This is a genomic window from Paenibacillus sp. FSL L8-0435 (assembly GCF_037965655.1).
Classification (GTDB): domain Bacteria; phylum Bacillota; class Bacilli; order Paenibacillales; family Paenibacillaceae; genus Paenibacillus.
Window position 1 is genome coordinate 6,689,543 of record NZ_CP150185.1, and the last position, 20,890, is coordinate 6,710,432.

The 20,890-nt window shown below is 47.8% G+C and carries 19 protein-coding genes; 1 reads left to right on the plus strand and 18 read right to left on the minus strand.

From position 1 onward, the window contains the following. Positions 1-166 precede the first annotated feature (166 nt). The 16 genes from NST33_RS29570 to lspA all read right to left on the minus strand — a co-directional run bounded on the left by NST33_RS29570 (position 167) and on the right by lspA (position 18,788). Positions 167-814: a winged helix-turn-helix transcriptional regulator gene (locus tag NST33_RS29570; protein WP_221819786.1), complete on the minus strand. Its 648-nt coding sequence runs from the start codon at positions 812-814 to the stop codon at positions 167-169. 12 nt (positions 815-826) lie between these two features. Then, complete coding sequence (locus NST33_RS29575) at positions 827-1,714, minus strand: rhodanese-related sulfurtransferase (protein ID WP_221819787.1); 888 nt, start codon at positions 1,712-1,714, stop codon at positions 827-829. Between the two features lie 239 nt (positions 1,715-1,953). Next, on the minus strand, positions 1,954-3,060 hold the full coding sequence (locus NST33_RS29580; protein ID WP_221819789.1) for a hypothetical protein: 1,107 nt from the start codon (positions 3,058-3,060) through the stop codon (positions 1,954-1,956). Between the two features lie 60 nt (positions 3,061-3,120). Continuing rightward, positions 3,121-4,626, minus strand: coding sequence for a HAMP domain-containing sensor histidine kinase (locus tag NST33_RS29585; protein ID WP_339306096.1), 1,506 nt, complete (start codon positions 4,624-4,626; stop codon positions 3,121-3,123). Then, the gene (locus NST33_RS29590) at positions 4,623-5,333 is read right to left on the minus strand and encodes a response regulator transcription factor (protein WP_339306098.1); all 711 of its coding nucleotides are present in this window, start codon (positions 5,331-5,333) and stop codon (positions 4,623-4,625) included. Before NST33_RS29590 ends, NST33_RS29585 begins: the two co-directional genes overlap by 4 nt. 252 nt (positions 5,334-5,585) lie before the next feature. Further along, entirely contained in the window at positions 5,586-6,482 is an 897-nt protein-coding gene (locus NST33_RS29595) for an AraC family transcriptional regulator (protein WP_260632659.1), read from the minus strand. A gap of 235 nt (positions 6,483-6,717) precedes the next feature. Continuing rightward, positions 6,718-8,127, minus strand: a complete 1,410-nt coding sequence (locus tag NST33_RS29600) for an MATE family efflux transporter (RefSeq protein ID WP_221819799.1) — start codon at positions 8,125-8,127, stop codon at positions 6,718-6,720. Between the two features lie 237 nt (positions 8,128-8,364). Further along, on the minus strand, positions 8,365-9,228 hold the full coding sequence (locus NST33_RS29605) for a carbohydrate ABC transporter permease (protein ID WP_211084711.1): 864 nt from the start codon (positions 9,226-9,228) through the stop codon (positions 8,365-8,367). A 194-nt stretch (positions 9,229-9,422) separates the two neighbouring features. Further along, positions 9,423-10,304, minus strand: a complete 882-nt coding sequence (locus tag NST33_RS29610) for a sugar ABC transporter permease (protein ID WP_036606643.1) — start codon at positions 10,302-10,304, stop codon at positions 9,423-9,425. A 38-nt stretch (positions 10,305-10,342) separates the two neighbouring features. Continuing rightward, entirely contained in the window at positions 10,343-11,662 is a 1,320-nt protein-coding gene (locus tag NST33_RS29615; RefSeq protein WP_036671596.1) for an extracellular solute-binding protein, read from the minus strand. Between the two features lie 114 nt (positions 11,663-11,776). Beyond that, positions 11,777-12,571 carry a response regulator gene (locus NST33_RS29620; RefSeq protein ID WP_221819803.1) on the minus strand — a complete coding sequence of 265 codons (795 nt, stop codon included), beginning with the start codon at positions 12,569-12,571 and terminating at the stop codon, positions 11,777-11,779. Next, a complete protein-coding gene (locus NST33_RS29625; RefSeq protein ID WP_221819806.1) occupies positions 12,561-14,324 on the minus strand; it encodes a sensor histidine kinase in 1,764 nt (587 codons plus the stop codon). The genes NST33_RS29620 and NST33_RS29625 overlap by 11 nt, the downstream gene beginning before the upstream one ends. 567 nt (positions 14,325-14,891) lie before the next feature. Next, positions 14,892-15,719 (minus strand): carbohydrate ABC transporter permease, encoded by an 828-nt coding sequence (locus tag NST33_RS29630; protein ID WP_036606635.1) that lies wholly within the window; start codon positions 15,717-15,719, stop codon positions 14,892-14,894. Next, positions 15,719-16,585 carry a sugar ABC transporter permease gene (locus NST33_RS29635; RefSeq protein ID WP_036606633.1) on the minus strand — a complete coding sequence of 289 codons (867 nt, stop codon included), beginning with the start codon at positions 16,583-16,585 and terminating at the stop codon, positions 15,719-15,721. The genes NST33_RS29630 and NST33_RS29635 overlap by 1 nt, the downstream gene beginning before the upstream one ends. 24 nt (positions 16,586-16,609) lie before the next feature. Continuing rightward, complete coding sequence (locus tag NST33_RS29640; protein WP_339306102.1) at positions 16,610-17,848, minus strand: extracellular solute-binding protein; 1,239 nt, start codon at positions 17,846-17,848, stop codon at positions 16,610-16,612. A gap of 448 nt (positions 17,849-18,296) precedes the next feature. Then, entirely contained in the window at positions 18,297-18,788 is a 492-nt protein-coding gene (gene lspA, locus NST33_RS29645) for a signal peptidase II (RefSeq protein ID WP_221819808.1), read from the minus strand. Positions 18,789-19,025: 237 nt separating this feature from the next. Between lspA and NST33_RS29650 the strand changes: the two genes are divergently transcribed. Further along, positions 19,026-19,493: a heme-degrading domain-containing protein gene (locus NST33_RS29650; RefSeq protein WP_339306104.1), complete on the plus strand. Its 468-nt coding sequence runs from the start codon at positions 19,026-19,028 to the stop codon at positions 19,491-19,493. A gap of 69 nt (positions 19,494-19,562) precedes the next feature. On the opposite strand, the gene NST33_RS29655 is transcribed toward NST33_RS29650, so the two are convergent. Together NST33_RS29655 and NST33_RS29660 are read right to left on the minus strand one after the other, a co-directional pair. Continuing rightward, positions 19,563-20,540, minus strand: a complete 978-nt coding sequence (locus NST33_RS29655; RefSeq protein WP_339306106.1) for a permease prefix domain 1-containing protein — start codon at positions 20,538-20,540, stop codon at positions 19,563-19,565. A 6-nt stretch (positions 20,541-20,546) separates the two neighbouring features. Further along, positions 20,547-20,876 (minus strand): PadR family transcriptional regulator, encoded by a 330-nt coding sequence (locus NST33_RS29660; protein WP_017691704.1) that lies wholly within the window; start codon positions 20,874-20,876, stop codon positions 20,547-20,549. Between the last annotated feature and the right edge of the window lie 14 nt (positions 20,877-20,890).

Genomic DNA, 20,890 nt, shown 5'->3' on the forward strand with positions numbered 1-20,890 from the left:
AGGATATATCTGCTGAAGTATCAGCAGATATAAGGATGCGAACATGCACTGGATGTTAGCTCCATTATAACACGCATCGCCATACGTAAATAGCGTTTATACGTAATTCATTACCAGAAAAAGAGACTATTTCGACGAATCGAAACAATCTCTTTGTATAAACCAGTTAATTCCCCGACGCTTCGCGAATCTCATACTTGCACCTTTTGCCGCCATCGGCGTAACATTCGGTACGCTCTACCTCAGCTTGAAGTAGCGAGCGAAACAGTTCCAACTCACAGCGGCAAGCCTGCTTGTAGACACTCGCGACTTGCACAATCGGGCAGTTCATTTCCGTAATGACGTAGGTTCCATCGTCTTCTCTGGACGCATCCGCCATATATCCGTTGGTATTCTGGATTCGCGCGAGTTCCTCCACCCGTCCGGCCAGATCCTGGCCCTCCATCTGTGGCAATCCGCTGCGAAGCAGTTTGTCCCGGCGACTCTCGAACAATGCATCTACCACACCGCTCCCGGCTGAATCAGACAATTCTTCAAGCAGTTCCAGCGTAAGGGAGGAATATGATTTTGGAAAAAAGCTGTCCCCGCGTACCGTCAATTGGTACACCGAGGACGGGCGTCCGGCCGTAGCCCGGGCCTCCCTAACCTCAATCCATCCGTCCTGCTCCAGTGCCGTCAGATGACGGCGAATGGCCATGCCGGTCAGGCCCAGATCAGCTGTCATTTCCCTCGCGGTCAATGTGCCTTGCTGCTTCAGCATGAACAAAATCCGTTCACGCGTCGTTCGTTCCTCTTCGCGCTTCACGATCAGCACCTGCTCTCCTGCTTATGCGTGTACCGGTGCTGCCTCCCGGCAGGCATCCGAGCAAAAGCGGTTATGCGTCTCTTCGCAATCCTCACAGCTTACATGCTGCAGGTTGCAGGTTGGACAATTAATATATCGGTCATGTGTCGTTCCACAGTGATAACAGCTGGCAATGACAATATCCTCGTCTGTCCGGTTAATCGGTACAGAGATTCGCTCGTCAAATACGTAACACTTGCCATCGAACAGATGGCCTTGTACTTCCGGATCTTTACCGTACGTGACAATACCGCCGTCCAATTGAGCCACGTCCTGGAATCCTTCATTGATCATGAACCCAGTCAGCTTCTCGCAGCGAATGCCGCCAGTGCAATAAGTAATAATTGTTTTGTCCTTCATGTCACCCAGGTTCTCCCGAATCCACTCCGGAAACTCACGGAACGACTCGACATCTGGACGAATGGCCCCGCGGAAGTGACCAATTTCGTATTCATAATCATTGCGACCATCGATAACGATGACATCATCACGTTGCAGATGTTCATGGAACTCTTTCGGTGAGAGGCGTTTGCCGCTAATCACATTTGGATCAAGGTCATCGTCCACGCGGAACGTAACCAACTCTGCTTTGTGACGAACAAAGATCTTTTTGAACGCATGCTCTTCCACATCATCAATCTTGAACACCATGTCGCTGAACAGCGGATTAGCCAGCATATCTTTCATGTACTGTTCCGTCTGTTCTGGCGTTCCGGATACCGTACCGTTAATGCCTTCGGATGCGATCAGAATACGGCCTTTCACACCAAGGTCCTTACAGTATTGCAGATGCTCTTGTGTAAATGTCTCAGGGTCTTCAATCTTCACGAACTTATAATATAAAAGCACGCGGTACGCGCTGTTACACATGTATATCACCTGTTCCTATTCCATGTTGTTATTAGCCGGATCATCCGGCAAGACGACTACGTTGCACCCTTACTGTTAAAAAGAAAATAAACAGCCGCCCGAAACATCGTCTCGAACTGCTGCCTGACATTCGACTTTTATTCCTGCATTCTAGTTTATCGGAAGCGGAATAGCTTAGTCAATATAAATGTATAGAAAGGGATGAAAGATATGGAACATATCTTTCTGCACCATTCACCCTATTCCGAGATCGTAATGACCGAGGTTACAAAGTGATACGATTCATTCTCCAATACCGCCTGCGATAACAGGATTTTATTTCCTTTCGGGCTCCAGGCGAGTGGGTCAGAAGCGCTGTCCATATCCGCCGAGATCTGGAACTGTTCTGCCGACTCCGTGTTGGAGACAAACAGCCCTTTCTCATTATCATTCTCGGAATTGATGGTGTATGCAATCTTGGTATCATCACCCGACCAGCTTGTGCCAAAGATTTGCGTGCCTCTGGCGAGTGTGGCCTTCTCATTGCCTTCCAGATCGGTGAGCACCAGCGCCCGTTTGGTATCCGCTGTTCTTTTCACAATCGCAAGCCTTGTTCCATCATTAGAAGGGATGACCCACTCCACACTTTTCAGCACCTGTTTCACGTCACCCGTCTTCGCATCGTATGCATTCAACTGGCCATCTTCGCCCGTAATATAATAGAGCATATTGCCTGACACCTCGATACTCCGCACATTGAAATTACCCGTCTCCACCAGTACCTTTGTTGTACCGTCCACACTTGCCGAGATCAGATCACCCTTCATATTGGGGAAAACGACATGTTCATTATCCAGCCATGCGCCCTCTTGGATAAATCCATCCTCCTTGCCAGCAGAGGTTGTCTCCCCATTATGCAGGTTCAGGAAGTAGCCTTTGCCCGTATTTTCCTCCGGCTCCCGATAGAATAAGTACTGACCATCCGGTGAAACTAGCGGTGCACCCAGGCTGGCTTCACTTTCCTTGAGCGGCGTGTCTGTGCCTTTCGTCAGATCATACATATATAAGTTATGCGGGTATCTTTCCTGACCTTCAACCGTGACGGGTTTCAAGGACTTGTTCTCTTTGTCGGATACAATCCAATCATCACTAAGCCATGCGATCCCGCGCATATTTGGAAGTTTATCGATTTTCTCCAGCTTAAAGCTCTGGTACACGGACGTGTTGGTATTATCTTTTACTGTAATGTCGGTGCCCGTTTTCCCACCTTGTGCGTTGCCCCCCGGCTCCGTTGTTCCCCCGCATGCCGCTGTCGTTAACAGGGCAATGGCTCCAAACGTGCCCAAAGCTGCTTGTTTCCAATTCATGATGGTCCCCCCTGGTTTCTCTTGCATTAGACCAAGCATACACATCGCATACTTCCAAAGTTATTCAGACTTGTTTCGAACTTGTAAACTTGAATCTGCCAAAGGGAACATGAGCTGGAATGTCACACCTTCCCCATCTTCTGGATCGCCCGGCAGCAGGGTGATTGTACCGCCCTGTTTTTCAACAAACTGCTTCACGAGAGATAGCCCCAGTCCGGTTCCGCCGGTTTTTCTGGCTCTGTCTTTGTTCACGGTGTAAAAGGGTTCAAAAATCTTCTCCTGCGCCTCTGCAGGAATCGGCGTACCCGAGTTATAGATGCGAATGATCGCTTGACGCTCCTGCATCCGCAGTTCACTCTTCACCCGGATCACACCATCCGGAACGTTATATTTGATGGCATTATCCAGCATGTTGATGAAAATATGCATAAGACTCTCCCGGTCGCTGCGGATCACCGCCGGTTCAAGATCCAGTTCCATGTTCAGCGCAAACTTCTCCGCTTTCCCACGCATCCGGCCACAGGCATCCTCCAGCAGAGCGCTGACCTCTACATCTTCGGCCTGGTTCTCGAAGTCATACTTCTCCAGGGCAGATAAATGTAAGACTTTCTCGACCATCTCGTACAACCGCTCCGTTTCTTTGCCAATGTTACTCGTGGCATCATCAAGCAGTTGCGGATCATCCTTATACATGTCGAGCAGCTCCACATAAGCTTTGATCGATGTCAGCGGTGTCTTGAACTCATGGCTGATGTTACCGATGTATTGTTTCTGCTGCTGTTCCAGCGCCTGAAGTTTCTCAATCGCCAGTTGCAGCTTCTGCTGCTCCGCATGCATGGCTGTGATATTTTGCTGAATGGATGTACTCATATAATAGATGCCCTGCCCCAGCTCGCCCAACTCATCCTTGCGCTTTAAAGGAGACTCCGTAATGTAGTTCCCTTCGCGAATGGAATCTGCAGACTTTTTCAGCCGGGTAATCGCGACAGCAAACCGATTGTAGAATAGATACCCCAGAATGAAGCTCAGCGCCACAACCGCAATCCCTGCCCACATGAATAGTTGAAGGATACGGGCATAAAAATCTTGGTAACTCTGGACCGGATACTGTATCCACACCGCACCCATCTGCCCATCCGGACCATCCAATGGTGCAGCGTAGAGCAGGGTGTCCCCTTGTTCATGATAGGCAATTTTATTTTGCAGCGCATAGTCTAACGTTTCCTGAACGAGTTCACTCTCACCGGAGGCGAAGGATGCTCCCACCTGCTGACCTTTCATGTTATAAAGTGCTATTGGCAATCCGGTAGAGTTGGCCAGTTCCTGTGCCAGCCTGCGGCCATTTCGCTGTAAAAAAACGTCCTGATCGAGATGAACGGACTCGGTGTAGTAGGACTGTCGCACATTCAGATTCACCAGCCGTGTCTGCTGTGATAGAATACCTTCAATCTGTGACTGCTGATTGCGTTCAATACCGCGCAGGACCAGTGAACTAAGCACAACCACGGTTAGGATAAGCAAGGCTGCCAGAAAAACACTGAATTTCAGCTTGATGCTGACTCTCATATGGGCCCGCCTGTATCAGGTGCAGATGCTTTGTAGCCAATCCCGTATACGGTCTGCAATTTTTGCTGATCCGTATCTCCAATTTTTTTACGCAAACGTTGGATGTGAATGTCCACGGTCCGTGTCCCACCTGCATATTCCATGCCCCAGACCCGGTCCAGCAGATCGTCTCGTGTGTACACACGCTCGGGATTGGACATGAGAATGGTCAGCAGATCGAACTCTTTTGGTGTCAGATCCAGCTTCTCCTCATTCACGGTCACCGTGCGGTGAGCAACATGAATACGCAGTGTACCATTCACAATGGCCTGATTCTTCGAATCGTCAGGTGGTGGACTGCTTTTCTCGACACGGCGCATGAGTGCTTTCACCCTTGCGAGCAGTTCGCGGATCTCGAATGGTTTGGTCATGTAATCATCGGCACCCATTTCCAGGCCAACGATTTTGTCCACGATATCATTTTTGACCGTCAGCAAAATAATGCCGATATCCTCGCGGTCCTCCAGCCTCCGGCATACCCCGTATCCATCAAGCCTGGGCATCATCACGTCCAGAATCATGACCTGTGGGTGAAACGATGCGACCTTGACCAAGGCCTCTTCGCCGTCACTCGCAGTATCTACTTCATATCCTTCGCGCCGCAGCGCGTAAGCGATGGCACTGACGATACTTGATTCGTCATCTACCACGAGCACTTTTTTATTCATGGGATTCATCCTCTTTATCTATGTCATGAGTTAGTTTATGGGTCTATGTTAGCAAGGTCCTTGCTAATTAGCTATGGATGAGTTTGCAATTTGTATGAAAAGCTTGCATTCTCTCAGCTTGGACTTGGGTCTACTTTCTTTATACCCTAAAGGTAACAAAAAGAGCCAACCCGTGATTGGATCAGCCCTTGATCTATAGATTCCTAATTCATGTTACTGTTTAAGTCAGCCGTTTGGGGCCCCCCTCTAGATTTACTCCTCAAATGACAGATTGAGCGGCTCGTCCGACATCTCGTACTCTGTCTCCATATGTGTCAGCGGTGTGTTCAGATCAACCTCCTCGAAGCGGAAGCTGTCGACCCACACTTTTCCTTTACCGTTCAAAATAACCCCGAATGAAATGACCGCGCTGCCCTCCGGAACATCAAGCACAATACTATACTGATTCCATGGCTGCGTACCCGTAATTGGCCGATCATGCATGTTATCAAATTGAAGTACATCATGGACGTTATTATCCACACGCATCCATAATCCGCAGAACGCATCCACATGCTCGGTCTTCACGAATCCCGATAACTTCATCCGCTTGCCCACATACTTGTCCGCTCTGAACTGTTGCATCATTGTTGCGAACTCGTTAGGCTCCATCGGCGTAACGGCCTTCAAATATCCTGAAGCTTTCCCCTGATGCACTTCGGCTGGATCAATGCCCATCTCATAATTTTGCGGGTGACTTCCCGTTAACATCCAACCTGTAATTGTTGACGTCTGATTCATCTGTAATTCTCCTCCTCTGGTTCTTCCTTCGAATAATTTCAGATCAAACAATTTGCGAAAACGTCCTGGTGGCATGCCATATAATTTGCGGAATGCGCGGGTGAAGGCTTCCTGACTCTCAAAACCACATGCCAGAGCGATGTCCAAAATGCCCGCATCCGTCGATCGGAGGGTCGTGGACGCCAGACTCATCCGGCGATTGCGGATATAATCCACCACGGTCATGCCCACCTCATTACGGAAAATTCGATGGTAGTGATATGGCGACAACAACGCCACGGATGCCACTTCTTCCAGTCCAATCTGCTCATGCAGATGAGTCTCAATATAGAACAAACTTTGCTGAATCATTGCACGATAACGGCTCAACTGAGGTAAAGCCCCCTTCCATATCCTTACTATACGTGAATGATGTAACCGCCGTTTTGATCATTTTTGCTATCTTTATTTCTGCTTACCTCTGCCGGAGATGCAAAAAGAGCCAATCACGGATGGAATCCTTTCCGTAATTGACTCTTCTGGGAAACTGCTGCCCTGTGGCTACTCTAGAGCCACTTCATTGATCTACAACAGGTTCATTTATATCTTTGCACAACATTCTTCGTCAGACAGCCGGTACCGGCTGTGTACCAACCTCTTCGTCATCATGCTCCACCAGTTCATGTTTCTCCCAAGCTCTACTCTTCCAGCGGAAGTACATAATGACCGCGCGGGTCCACTCATCCGCCGCAATGGCAAGCCACACACCCGCGAGCCCCAGATGAAGCTTGAATATGAGCAGGTATCCCAGTGGCAGACTCATGCAAACCATGGAAATCAGACCCATGTATACCGGGAACTTTGCATCCCCTGCCGCACGCAGTGAACCAATGATCACAATATTGCAAGTACGCCCCGTTTCGAGCAAAAGACTGAGTAGAATCACTTGAGCACCCAGCTTGATAATTTCCGGATTATCCGTAAATATGCTCATCAACGGCACACGGAACAGAATAATGATTACATCAATGATAACCGTGGCCAGAAGGGCCCATTTTACACTGTCAAAAACACGTTTGTACGCATCGTCTTTGCGCCGCGCACCCACAAGCCGGCCTACAATGATCGATGTCCCCATACCAATCGCCATGCTGAACAAGTAGATATAGCTGGAGATATTACCTGCATACTGTTTGGTTGCCATAGCTTCTGCGCCCAGATAGGTCACATACAGCGTGAACACGAGCTGGCAGGAATGATATACCATGGATTCCATCGCAGACGGAATGCCAATCCGCAGAATTTTGCCAATAAAATGTTTGGACAACTTGATGTAGTATTCGAAATCCACCCGTACCTCGCTCACACGATACAACAACCAGAAGAAGATCAGCAGGCAGATAAACCGGCTTCCCACCGTGGAGATCGCTGCCCCTTCCACCCCAAGCTTCGGCAGGCCGAAGTGTCCAAAGATCAATGCATAGTTACCAACAACGTGAATCACGTTCATGAATACAGCAACATACATCGTTTCTTTGGTGTAACCATGTGTACGAATCGTCGCAGCCAGCGCATTAATGAGCGCCTGGAGGAAGATCCCGCCACCAACGATATTTATATACGAACGGGCAAAATCATAAATTTCGCCTTGAATGTTCAGGAGTGATAACAAATGTCCTCCGAACAGAAGGAAGATTCCGCTCAGGACCAGACCTACGATAAGATTCAGTGTGATCGCATTACCCGTAACTTGTGCTGCTTCACTTAACTTTTTGGATCCGATATATTGTGCGACTACAATCGCAGCACCATGTCCAATGACTTCCAATACAAGGATAGCGATAGAAATAATCTGATTGGCTGCTCCAACGCCGGAGACCGCATTATCGGACACCGAGCTGAGCATGAGCGTATCCACGCTCCCCATCAACATAAATAAGAAGAGTTCCAGGAAAATAGGCCATGTCAGTCGAATCAGATTCAGATCCTTGGCATCAGAACGAAGAGACTCTTTGGTTGAGGATATTGCTGTCATTTTCTCACCTTTCCCATGTGGGCTTTAATTCTTAGGGTATGTTAGCACAGGTGGTTTGAAAATGCAGCAGTTTTGCGAAAATAGTTGAAAGTTTTTTGCAATTCCATAAATAGGTATTTTCACCGCTTTCATAAAGCCCCGCTTGCGTACGCCTGCCAGAGGTTGTAGAAGACAAAAAAGGTCCTTCCATTACTCGCTTTTAAGCAAGTAATGGAAGGACCTTAGGCCCTCAGCCTTTTAACCTTTAACAGAACCCGCAGCAATGCCCTCCACGATTCGGTTACTCAGGATGAGAAAAGCAATCAGGATCGGCATAATGCTAATCATCAGCGTTGCACCAATGGCTCCCCAATCCGTTGTATATTGACCGATAAAGTTCTGTACCCCAACAGTCAGAGTCTTGTACGAATCTGTACTGATGAACGTATTAACAAAGATGAATTCATTCCAGTTATAGATCATGTTGATGATCGCCGTTGTTGAAATGACCGAAGACGTCATCGGCAGCACAATCCGAAAGAAAATCCGATGCACGGAGCAGCCATCCATCACTGCGGCTTCTTCCACTTCCCGGGGAAGCGCGTAGTAGAATCCAAGTAGAATCATAATGGTAATTGGCATATTAAAAGCAATATAAGACAAGATGACTGACAAAGGATGATCTGTGAGATGAAGCTTCAGGAACAAGCTGAACAGCGGGATCAACGTGGAGTGTACAGGGATCATCAGACCCACCATGAATAGTCCCAGCACCAGCGAACGACCCTTCCAGCGCATACGTGTAATGGCAAAGGTCACCAGACTGGCAAACAGCACGGTAACCACCACCGAGACCACCGTAATCCATACACTGTTGAAGAAGTACAAGCTGATATTTCCCTCTGTCCATACCTTGACATAGTTTTCCCAACGCGGAGTCGCAGGAAGGGAAAAAGGCGCCATGTCGAATACTTCCTGATTATTTTTAAGCGAGAACAACAGCAGCCATACCAAGGGTAAAATTTGCAGCAAAGCTACCAGGGACAAGAGGAAATACAGCAGAACATATCCGAATCTCCTTAACCATGCTGAACCTCGACTTGTCCCCGGGTAAGTTGGCAATCTAACAGCCGTATCCGTCTTCACCGGGATGGACCTCCTTTCATTTCACTAGGGCGTGTCTGGAAACTCCGAAGGTGGCAGATTTTACCGAATTTTCGTTCCAAGCAAGGAACACGTCAAGGGAAAGTGACGCAGCAGGGGGCGAAAAGGCGGTAAAAGATGCACTTCAGCGAGTTTTCAGACACGAACTAGCGTCAGGAATACTGGATCGTATCTTTGGATGCTGTCGCTTTACGAAGCAGCCAGGTAACAAGCAGACAGATCAAGAGCAGGAAGAATCCTACAGCACTGCCGTAACCAAAGTCGAAGCTACGGAACGCCTGACGATACATATAGGAGGCCATCACTTCGCTGGAGCCATTCGGTCCGCCATCGGTCATGACGTAGATGAGGTCAAAATACTTGAGCGAGCCCACCACAGCTAGTACAACGGTCACCTTGATGACTTCAGTAATTAGCGGCAGCTTGATTCGAAAAGCGATCTGCCACGGGCTTGCCCCGTCAATCCGGGCCGCTTCCACCAGAGATTCCGGAATATTTTTGAGGGCCGCATAATAGATCAAAATATAGAAGCCTGCATACTGCCATAGAATCGGTACGAACAGTGCATACAGCACCAGGGATGGCTCCGCCAGCCAGGCTGGCGGATTGCTGAAGCCGATCGCTTCCAGAAAGGTGTTCAGTACACCATTGCTGGGATGATAGATCTTCAGCCATAACTGGGCGATCGCGACCGAAGACAGCAGCATCGGGATCAAATATATTTTGCGGAACAGATTGGCCCCCTTGATCTTGCCTGACAGCACCAAAGCGATCATCAGATAACCGATCAGACTCAGCGCAGAGAACAAAGCAAGCAAAAAAGTATGGTTCGCACTCTGCCAGAATGTCCCGTCTTGAAGCAGTCTGGCGTAATTATCTAATCCAATAAAGGTCATTGCACCGATCCCGTCCCATTGCATCAACCCATAATACCCGGTGAGCACGATCGGGATATAGACCAAGACCAGCAGCAGAAGCAGTGCAGGAAGCACGTACAACGCAGCAACGAGACGGTTGGACATGACTTTGTCCATCACATTATCCTCCCTTCAAGCGTTCAAGCACGTGTACGTCAATTGCCTTTATCAATCGCAGCCTGATGATTCTTCACAAAGTCCTCCGGTGTTACCGCTTTGCCAAACAACGCCTGAATCATGTCCAGATGTGCCTGAGCGGCTGCCGGTTTCATCTGTACGTCTGCAAAGAGCGTGAGACTGCTGGCCTGATTCAATTCGTTCAGCAGGTCGATGTAAAGCTGTGGCAGCTGTACTGCAGCCGTATCCACTTTGGTTGCCGGGATGACGCCTGCTTCAGTTACCGAACTTTCACCCCATTTTTCTACAAAGTATTGCACGAACTTCTGCGCTTCTTCCTTCACTTTGGAGTTCTGGGCCACGAACAGTCCTACGCCTGGACCACCTACCCAGCTGTTAATATCACTCTTGCCATCTTCCATCGTTGGGAATTTGAAAAATCCGATCTTGTCCTTGAATTCCTGCGGGATGTCCGGGTTAGTCGTGAAGTTTGGCAGTTCCCAGGTGCCCATCAGATACATGGCAGCTTTTTCGTTCATGAATTCGGATTTGCCCTCATCGTTAGACAACCCGTTGAAGCCTTTGTTGAAAGCATTCATATCCACCAGTTTTTGTACCTCGGCGGCAGCTTGAGTCAGCGCAGGATCGTCAAACTTGCCAGAGCCATTGATGGCCTTTTCCAGTGCATCTCCACCTAACCGATTCGCCAGATACATATACCAGAGTGAGCCGGTCCAACGGTCTTTATTGCCCAGTGCGATCGGCACCTCACCGTTCTCTGTCAGTGTCTTCAGCACACTCAGGAATTCATCGTACGTTGCTGGCGGCTGCAAGTTATATTTTGCAAAAATGGCTTTGTTATAATAAATGGGAGAGATATTCAACTCAATTGGTAATGCATATGTTTTGCCGTCTATGGCATAAGCTTCTGTTGTTCCGGCTATGAATTTCTCGCCCAGCGAGTCGCTCAGCAGATCATCGACCGGTGCGAACAGGTTCCCCTTTACATAAGGCTCCAGAAATCCGGCAGCCCAAGTTACACCCACATCGGGAAGTTCATTGGATGCCGACAGGATTTTCAATTTGTTCTTATATTGTTCATTCTCCAGCACTTCCTGCTTAATGGTTACATTCGGATGATCCGTTTGATACTGCTTGATGATATCGTTGACTAGTTTGTTTTGCTGTGCGGAGCTGCCTGCTGGCCAGAGGTGCATGAATTTGAGGGTTACTTTCCCATCTGTGCCGTTACTGCCTGTTTCACCCTCTTCATCCGAACTTGAACTGTTACATCCGGATAAAATTACGGCGAGAACCAGCGTCCATGACAGAAGAATGGCCATCGTCTTTTTGCTCATTATTCCAACCCCCTTGGTTTTTTCGGTTAATGTAACCGCTTTAACCAAATTGTAGCACGGGCCTATTGCCTCTATAAGACCAGAACAATTTGGAAAAACTCCACTTTTTTGAGGTTATTTGTTATCTCGTTCAGATAGGGAATGCCGATATTTGCTTGGACTTAGCCCCTCAAGGCTTTTAAATACCGTGATAAAATACTTATCCGTCTGATAACCCACCTGTTCCGCAATCTCTGAGATTGGCATCGTTGTCTGCACAAGCAACTCCTTCGCGCGCTGAATGCGTTTGCGAGTAAGGTATTCACTAAAATTGATGCCGATCTGTTCCTTGAACAATACGCTGAAGTAACTGGAGTTGAGATGGAGTAAATCAGCGATTTCTCGCATGGTCACATGTTCACCCAGATGAGCATCCACATAGGTCAAAGCTTCACTGATCTGGCTATTGAGCCTCTGTTCCCCGCGCTCCTTGGCATCCAGAAGCTTGGGGTCAACCATTTCCTGCATTGTTTGAATGCGTCGCTGTTGTTCGCTGAACTTTAGGGCTTTCTCGACGGTCTGAAGCAACTGTTCCTTATCAATGGGTTTCAACATATACTCCACGACCCCCAGCTTAATAGCCTGCTGGGCGTACTGAAAATCGGCATGCCCCGACATAATCAGGACAACAGGCTTGTTCGAAAAATGTTGAATGGCTTCAATCAGAGACAAGCCAGAGAATTCCGGCATGCGAACATCCGTTATTAACAGATCTGCCGACTTTTTCTTGAGCCATTCCACTGCCTCGACGCCACTTTCTGCAGTCTGAATGTGATTTCGTCCTGCCGACCATCCTTCCAGTGTTTTGCGAATACCCTCTCTTGTACGCGGCTCATCATCCACGATAAGAATCGTTTTGTCATGAATCATATGCACCCTCCGTTCCCATGGGAATCTCAAAGCAAATGACAGTTCCTTGCCCAACCTTACTTGTTATGGAGAGCTTACAACGTTCGCCAAGTTGGCTGCCAAAGTAAAGCTTCAGTCGTCGATGTACGTTGATTAGACCTACACCTGTCCCCTTCTTGGACACAGCCGGTCCGCCATGTAAAGCATGAATGACAGATTGTAACTGTAATTCATCCATACCGGGACCATCATCCCGAACCTCAATGCGAACCAGATTCTTCTCGGTCGAAGCATCCACATGGACGCTTATCTTTCCCGGTCCCAGTTTACTTTCAATCCCATGAAGAATCGCATTTTCGACCAAAGGCTGTATAAGAAGTTTCGGTATTGCGACCTTACGCACCGTATCACTCAGCTGAATCTCCCATTGCATTCTCTCTCCCAACCGCATCTGCATAATTTGAAGATAACGCTCGGCGTGTTCCAGCTCGTCGGCAATCGTAACCCATTCATCCTGTTGCGAACTGGAGATGATGTAGCGAAATAATCGGGACATCGCCACAACCATACGTGCCATCTCCTCGTCTCCCTTCTCCTCAAGGGACCAATAGAACGCCTCCAGGGTGTTGAATAGAAAATGGGGATTAATCTGAGACTGCAACGCCTTCAACTCGGCCCGGGACTGCATGACCTCCTTCTCATGAACCACACGGGTCAATTCATTCTGCCTGTAAACCATCTGGTTATATACGTTGTTAAGTTCATTGATCTCCATCGTAGAGCTAACCATTAGATTAGGTCTCATTGCTCCCGGCTGTGCACTGCGCATGGCCCGCATCAGACGTATGAGCGGACGTGTGATCATTGTGGACAGAAAGAAAGACATGATAAGGAACAGAACAACACCAATCATTCCCGAGACGAGCAGCGCCGTTCTCAGGATGGATACACCTTCCGTTGTCTCCCGCATCGGGGTCAGGACAGCAAGTGTCCATCCCGTTAACTCCGATTTTTGCCGGACGACGATATAGGATTCCTCCCCGTTCTGCACGACTGATCCGCTGTCCAATAAGGCTTTGGGATCGAGATTAATCTCCAGATCGGAAGTCACCACTTCGCCTGCCCCATCCAAGAGCATGATAGAGTCCTGCGAACCATCTGTCCCATTCGAATCATTGAGTTGAAAAAAACTGCGTTGCATCCGCACCACCACATAACCTCCATGTTCGAAAGAATGATCCAGCAGGTTAATCCGCCGAATAGCCAGGAGCACACCCGGATCTTCTGGGTCAGCGCCTGCCCATACCAGTCTGCCTTTTCCTTCATCGGCCAGGCTGATCCAGTTGCGCTCCACTCTGAGATCGAGGGATCGGTCATCCATTGGAAAGATGCGGTTATAACCCGTAGTGTATATCTCCATACTTTGCGCTCCGTTGATGAAAGACTGATAACTGCCTGCAATCTGCAAGAGGGCTTGACGCTGATTAAAGGTCGCCGGGTTGCCTTGCTTCTCATCGCTGAGCAGACGCTGCACGTATGAATCATCCGCCACCTGGGCAGTCAGCGAATTCACTTGTGCAATGATTGCATCCAATCTGCCACTGGCCTGGACGGCGGTTTGGTGAATATGTTTCTCCGCATTGCTTTTCAGCAGAGCAGCTACCCGATCATAGGCCGATATGCCTGCGAGCAATAGAACAACAAGCATCACCATAACAAAACCAATGAAAATCTGATTGCGAAGTGAGTTAAAATGTCCTTTTTTCCCGTGCAACTTCCCCATTCTCCTCTCTTTTTGGCATGTAAAAGAACCCACCATCTTACGCCTGTGTTCTCTTGAAGACTGGGTACAAACGATGCCGGATTTATCTACGTATTCAGTTCTTCTATATAAAATGAACAAAAGAATATTTACACTAGCCACTACGATGACAGAATAACCTTCCAATCGCTGTTATCCCCAGATTTTTTGATTCCCTTTTTAAAGGGGAAAATCCGGTGATAAAGGCGAAGCATATGCTTCCGATGCAGCTTTCTTTCAGAAAGCTATTAGCTCCGCTTTTTCAGGTTATTTCTGCCCTCTCCGTTCTCGTGTAAATGTTTAGTTCATTTATATAGTTAAAGCGCTTGCATAATTGAACCTTAATCTTTTTTCTTCTAGTCTTTGTTTACCGATTAAACTAACGACTAAAAAATAGCATAGTTTTACAGGTTAATCAATCCTCTGAAGCGTTCCCAAACGTTAAATAACAAGGATCAAAAAAAGAGAGGGAACCTTTAAAGTCCGCCTCTCTTTGTTCATATCTCTTCACACATATTCTTTTCTTTGGCCAATCTTCAGTTATTTCACAGACCCTTGGGTAACCCCGTTGATGATCCACTTCTGCGCAAACAGGTAGATGATAATCATCGGCAGCAACGCGAGCAGGTAGGATGCAAACGCAAGGTTAAACTCGGTATTGAACTGTCCTTGGAATACATACTGTACCAGCGGCAGCGTGTATTGTCCCGGATCACTGATAATAATGAGTGGCAGCAGGAAGTCGTTGTACGTGGACAGACAAGTCAGAATACCGACCGTGGCACTGATGGGTGCCATGAGCGGGAAAATGATTTTCCAGAACGTGCCCCAGGTTGTCGCCCCATCCACAAACGCCGCTTCCTCCAGCGCTACCGGAATGGACCGGATGTATCCCACGTACACAAATACGTTAAATGCCAGCCCATATACCGTGTGCAGCAGGATCAGACCTACCAGATTTGTCATCTCCAGCGATGCGGTCAGCTTAACAATCGGCAGCATGATGATCGGAAATGGAATGAACATCGCGCTGACGAAGTAATAGTAGAGCCCTTTGAAAAACTTGCGTTTCTCCATATTCCGCGCAATCGCATAGGCCACCATCGAGTTACTGAGCAACGTCAAGAGCACAGTTGATGCGGTAACAATCGCACTGTTACGGAACGATTGGAAGAAGTTCGTCATGTCGATGGCCCTCGCGAAATTCTCCCAGTGAAGTGTGGTCGGAATGGCAAAGACCGATTGGGCCATCTGTTCCGGATTTTTCAAAGCAATCGTAACGGTCATATACAATGGGAACAGGATAAACAGGGTACCCAGCACAACGAGCAACATAACGAGCCAATTGATTCGTGTACGGCTTCTCATTACAGATCCATCTCCCTTCTTTGCAGGAACCGGATTTGCAGAATTGAAATCACCGCAATAACGATGAAGTAAATAACCGAGTTCGCAGATTGATATGCATATTCGCCGCCTTCAAATCCGCCGGTGTAGATCAGATGGGAGATGGACTGCGTCGCCCGTCCGGGACCACCGTTGGTCAAGGCTACGATTTGGTCGAAGACCATAAGCGAGTTTTTCATTGCCAGCACCATATTAATGGTGAAGAACGGGGCAATAAGCGGGAAGGTAATACTCCAGAATTCACGCCATTTGCCTGCGCCGTCGAGGTTGGATGCCTCGTACAGTGTCGTTGGTATCGTTTGCAGACCAGCCAAATATAGAATCGTATTCAGGGCAACGGATTGCCATACTGCGACAATGACGATACCGATCCAAGCCAGACTCTCGCTACCGAGAATGTTGGTGGATAGCGCATTGATGCCCAGATTTTGTCCCCAGATCGGGAATACGTTGGAGAACAGGTAGTTAAATATGTAACCTACGATCAGTACACTCAGAATATTGGGCAGGAAGTAGATGCCGCGGAAAAAGTTACGGAACTTGATCTTGGCATTCAGCCCAAGTGCAATGAGCAGGCTCAGGATATTGGTCAGGATCGTCACTACGATCGCGAACTTGAACGTAAACCAGTAGGCGTTACCTACATTGTCGTCCTGGAACAAGTTGAAATAGTTTTTGAAGCCAACAAAATCATACTCTTTCCCGAATCCGTTATAATTCGTAAATGAATAATAGATGCCCTGGAGGGCCGGCAGCGTCATAAACACAAAGAACAACACGACTGCCGGAACCGTCATCCAGTAATAAGGTGCGATACGCTTGTTCATATTCCATCCTCCTTCAGACAAGGCTTAACGCCGGTTCGCGACCTTGTCCCATTCTTTGTCGAGTGTATCTAGATAGTTGTCGATGTTTTGATTCTGCAAAAAGGACTGTACGATGGAATTCAGCTGCACGGCAGCCGGGATATAGTGATCGGGAAAGTCAATAACCTTGCCCTGCTCGATATATGGCATCAATTCCTGTACGGCAGGATCATCCTGCTTCACGTCTTCTACCGCAGAGAACAGCGTCTGTTCGTCAATGTATCTTCCGATATTTTCAGGCTCTAACAGAAACGCAATAAACGTCTCCGCCTGCTCGCGATTAGGCGTGTCCGCCGCAATGGTAAACAGGGAGTCGATCCCGTTCACCAGCTTGATCTCGCTTGCATCGTTGCCCGTAGGGAATGGGAAGAAACCAATGTCGACATTTGGGTTCGCTTTGCGGATCTCCGAGATGGCCCAGGTCCCCTGGATGTACATGAAAGCTTCACCGTTAGCAAAGGCACGGTTACCGTCCGAATAGGCTTTACCAAAGTTATCGCCGTGACCATACTTCATGATTTCCAGTTGCTTTTCAGCTACCTCGCGGTATTTCTCTTTGAACGTCCCTTTGTTATCGCGCCGCTCTTGGTAGAAATCAATACCGACCAGATTGGAGGCCAGTGCATTGAAGGGCAGGCTTGTCTGCCAGTCATCCTTGTATGTGAAGTAAAATGGAATCTCACCTGCATCCTTAATCTTTTGGGCGGTCGCAATGAGTTCATCCCACGTCTTTGGCACGTCCAATCCCATGTCCTTAAACAACGTTTTGTTGTACATAATGCCGTTTGCATTAGTCGCGTAAGGAATACCTGTCACTTCGTCCATGCCTGTGAGATCATTCAGCATCTGTATGTAGTTCGGATCAATCGTCTGGAGTAATGAACTATCCGTCAGATCGGTGAAAATATCACTCTGAGCCAGGATCGAATACGTATCCGTTGCCCCCATGGCCATGATATCCGGGATATCATTTTTGACAACACGCGTCTTCAATACCGTCTCCGCATCGGGTGGATTCACCTGTGTCACCTGAATATCGTCATGCTCCGCGTTGAACGTTTTAATTAGTTCATCAAAGGTTGTTTTGGCTTCAGGCTTGTTCTGGAAAAATTCAATCTGCACTTTGCCATTCGCGCTATCTCCACTGGTACAGGAAGATAAAAGTACAGCCATCATTCCACACAGCAACATTGTCCCGAGAGCCTTGGTAAGCGTTGTTCTCATGTTGTACCTCCCTCAGCTTAATAAATTGAACTAATGTGATTTACACAGTGTCACTCCGATTGCAGCACCATCTTCCGATCGTTGTTATCCCCAGATTTTTTTGATTCCCTTCCTCAAAGGGAAAATCCGGTGATAAACACGCACGCTGCGCTTCTTCAGATTGGTTCTGCACTCTCCGTGTCCGTGTATATCTTAGTTTCACTTTATATACGTAAAGATTTACCCATTCAGATGGTGAAATAACCATTTGGTTAATCCTTCCAAACCGACTTCAATCTGAATGAATGATATACGTCTTTATTATTTCTAAAACGGTTTCGATAAAAATGAATCAAGGCAGTTCTTCCCATGACCTGAATCAGGCATAACAAAAAGGACACTGGATGATATCCAATGTCCCTCATTTTTTCAGCTTACGTGTATAACCACCGAAAGCCTTTATTGCATGTTACGAACGCTCAACCTTCGGCAAAGCATTACGTAAACGCTTGGCCCGATAACTCTGAAATGCTCGAATCAACATGCCGATGATGATCATGACCACACCGATGTTAATTGCGACATCAGCGAGATTCAAAATCCCGCGTCCTGACGGAAACACGAGGAAATCCGTTACCCGGGCATAGATAAATCGATCGATCGCATTTCCTAAAGCCCCACCGACCATAAAACCCGCGCCAGCTTGCATCCAGAAACCGCGAATCTCACCTTTACTCCGGTAATACAGCATGCCGGCTATGAACAGAACAGCAATTACACCGAACAGACGCGCATTTCCCTGAAACATGCTGCCCGCCATTCCACTGTTCTCGTAATGCTGTAACTGCATGCCGGAGTTACCCAGTCTCATGACGTCGCCAACTTCCATATACATCCTCACTGCAATCTTGGTTCCCTGATCAACCAAAGTTACCAGCAGTGCTACAAAATAAAACAGCATCGTGCCTCTCCTCCTGCCTACTGAACGACAAATTATTTTAACTTTAAGAGTTTTGTATATTAGGTTCCCTTCACTTTAACACAGCCGATGTAAGGTCTCCAAATGAGCGGTCTTTAACTTGCATAAAAAATCTACTACCCTCGTTCAGACTGCATCGAGAAGGGACTACACCAATCCATGTCGAATGTAGACATCAATCATATATGTAAAGGGGCTGCCTGCAATTTGAACCTAACCATGACAGAGAAATTAAAGGAAATGCAACGGGAAGAAAAGGACTTGGTATTCAGCACATTTGATTCTGAAATGGCGCTTGGACTTGGCCTGCATCTGGTCGAGGAAGCGAAGCGTCGTTCCCAAGCCGTGACCATCGACATTACCCTGAAGGGACATCGTCTCTTTTTGCATGCGATGGAAGGCACTCATCCCGACAACGAGGACTGGATTCGCCGTAAGAACAACGTGGTGAATCATTTCTCCTCCAGCTCTTGGCATACTGCCCTGCGGTTAAGAAGCGAAAACCAGACACTTGAGCAAGACTTCAATCTGCCTTCATCGGACTATGTTCTGGCTGGTGGTGCTTTCCCGCTGATTCTGGAAAATGAGGGACAGGTCGGCACCATTACAGTATCGGGTTTGCCTGATGAGGAAGACCATGATCTGGTCGCGACAGGAATCCGCTCTTTTTTGTTGCAGCAAGGTTAGATTAAATGGAGCAAAAAAAGCCCACCTGATCAATATAGATCTAGTGGGCTTTACTAGCTAAAGCAGTGCTCAGGACGGATTTTTGCTTTTCATAATATGGTACACATTGCTAAAGCTGCCGGAGAGAATGCCTGTAATCGGAAATATGGCCCAATTGATATCCCACCGTTGATATACAAAGCCTGTGAACAAGAAGATGGCTGTCGCCAGCGGCCATACAATCGCTTCCACGGCTCTCACAACCTTTACTTCTTGCTTCTTCTCTACCGTCAACTGGTGCTTCTCCAGCAAGTTCGTGTAAGCCCCCTGAATATTACCGTAATATATAAACAGGAATGCTCCTACCCCAGCCATAACCATAAAGGCAGATACACCATAAGAGGCGTAGTTATCATTGATAGAGGAAGCTGCAAAAATAAACACAGGAGACAGGATGCACAGGCAGACCCCCGTAATGATGGCTATACGATAAGTCAGAGCGAAGCTCTCCCGACTATGCTGAATACTCATTTTAAGTGTATAAGGAAGCTGGAAACCCTTCTCCATATGACTGAAGCGTTCAAGCTTCATGCCACTGTGAATGAACATGCCTACCGCAATGGCAATCAGCACGAACATGCCGATCAGGCCCAGTACAGCCCCCGTTTCCACCGAACGGTTTGCAGCTGAAGTGGCATAGTTTTCAAATAAAGTATCCATGAAAATCAGAAACGCCACACCCGACGCGCACAATAAAACACCCAGCCCGATCCAAAATCCGGCATTTCTTTTTGCAGTGGTATATGCGTAGGCTTCTTCTTCCGTCAGCACAGGTACTGCCTCTTCCGCACTGACTGGTTGAATACCGAGTTCTGCAGTTAGCTCCTCGATATTACCGAATTCTGAGATCACAATACCGATGGCTTCATTCTCCGACTTGCCTTCCCGCTTCAACTCCAGGTACTTATCTTCCATCCCCGAAAGGAGCTCCTGCTTCAGATGCTCCACCTCGGGTGTCTTCGGTAGACCAGCAAACATGTTCTCCAGATACACCATAATTGTCTCCATGTTCCGTCACAACTCCCTGATAAATAGATTAACAACCTCCTGCGTAACCTTCCATTCCTCACACTTTTCTCTGTAATAGTCGAGGCCGGGCGGCGTAATCCGGTAATAGGTACGACGCTTTCCCAAACTATTCTCATCCAGGTAAAACGATTCAATATAACCGTTCTTCTCCAATCGGGTGAAGGCCGAGTATAATGTCGTCTCCTTCATGACGTACTTTTCCTCTGTCAGCTGCCTGATGTTCTTGGAAATCTCGTAGCCGTACGACTCCCCTTCGAGCAGCATGTAGAGGATCAGTGTATCATTGTAGCCACGTATAACGTCACTGCTGATCACAAAAGATACTCCTC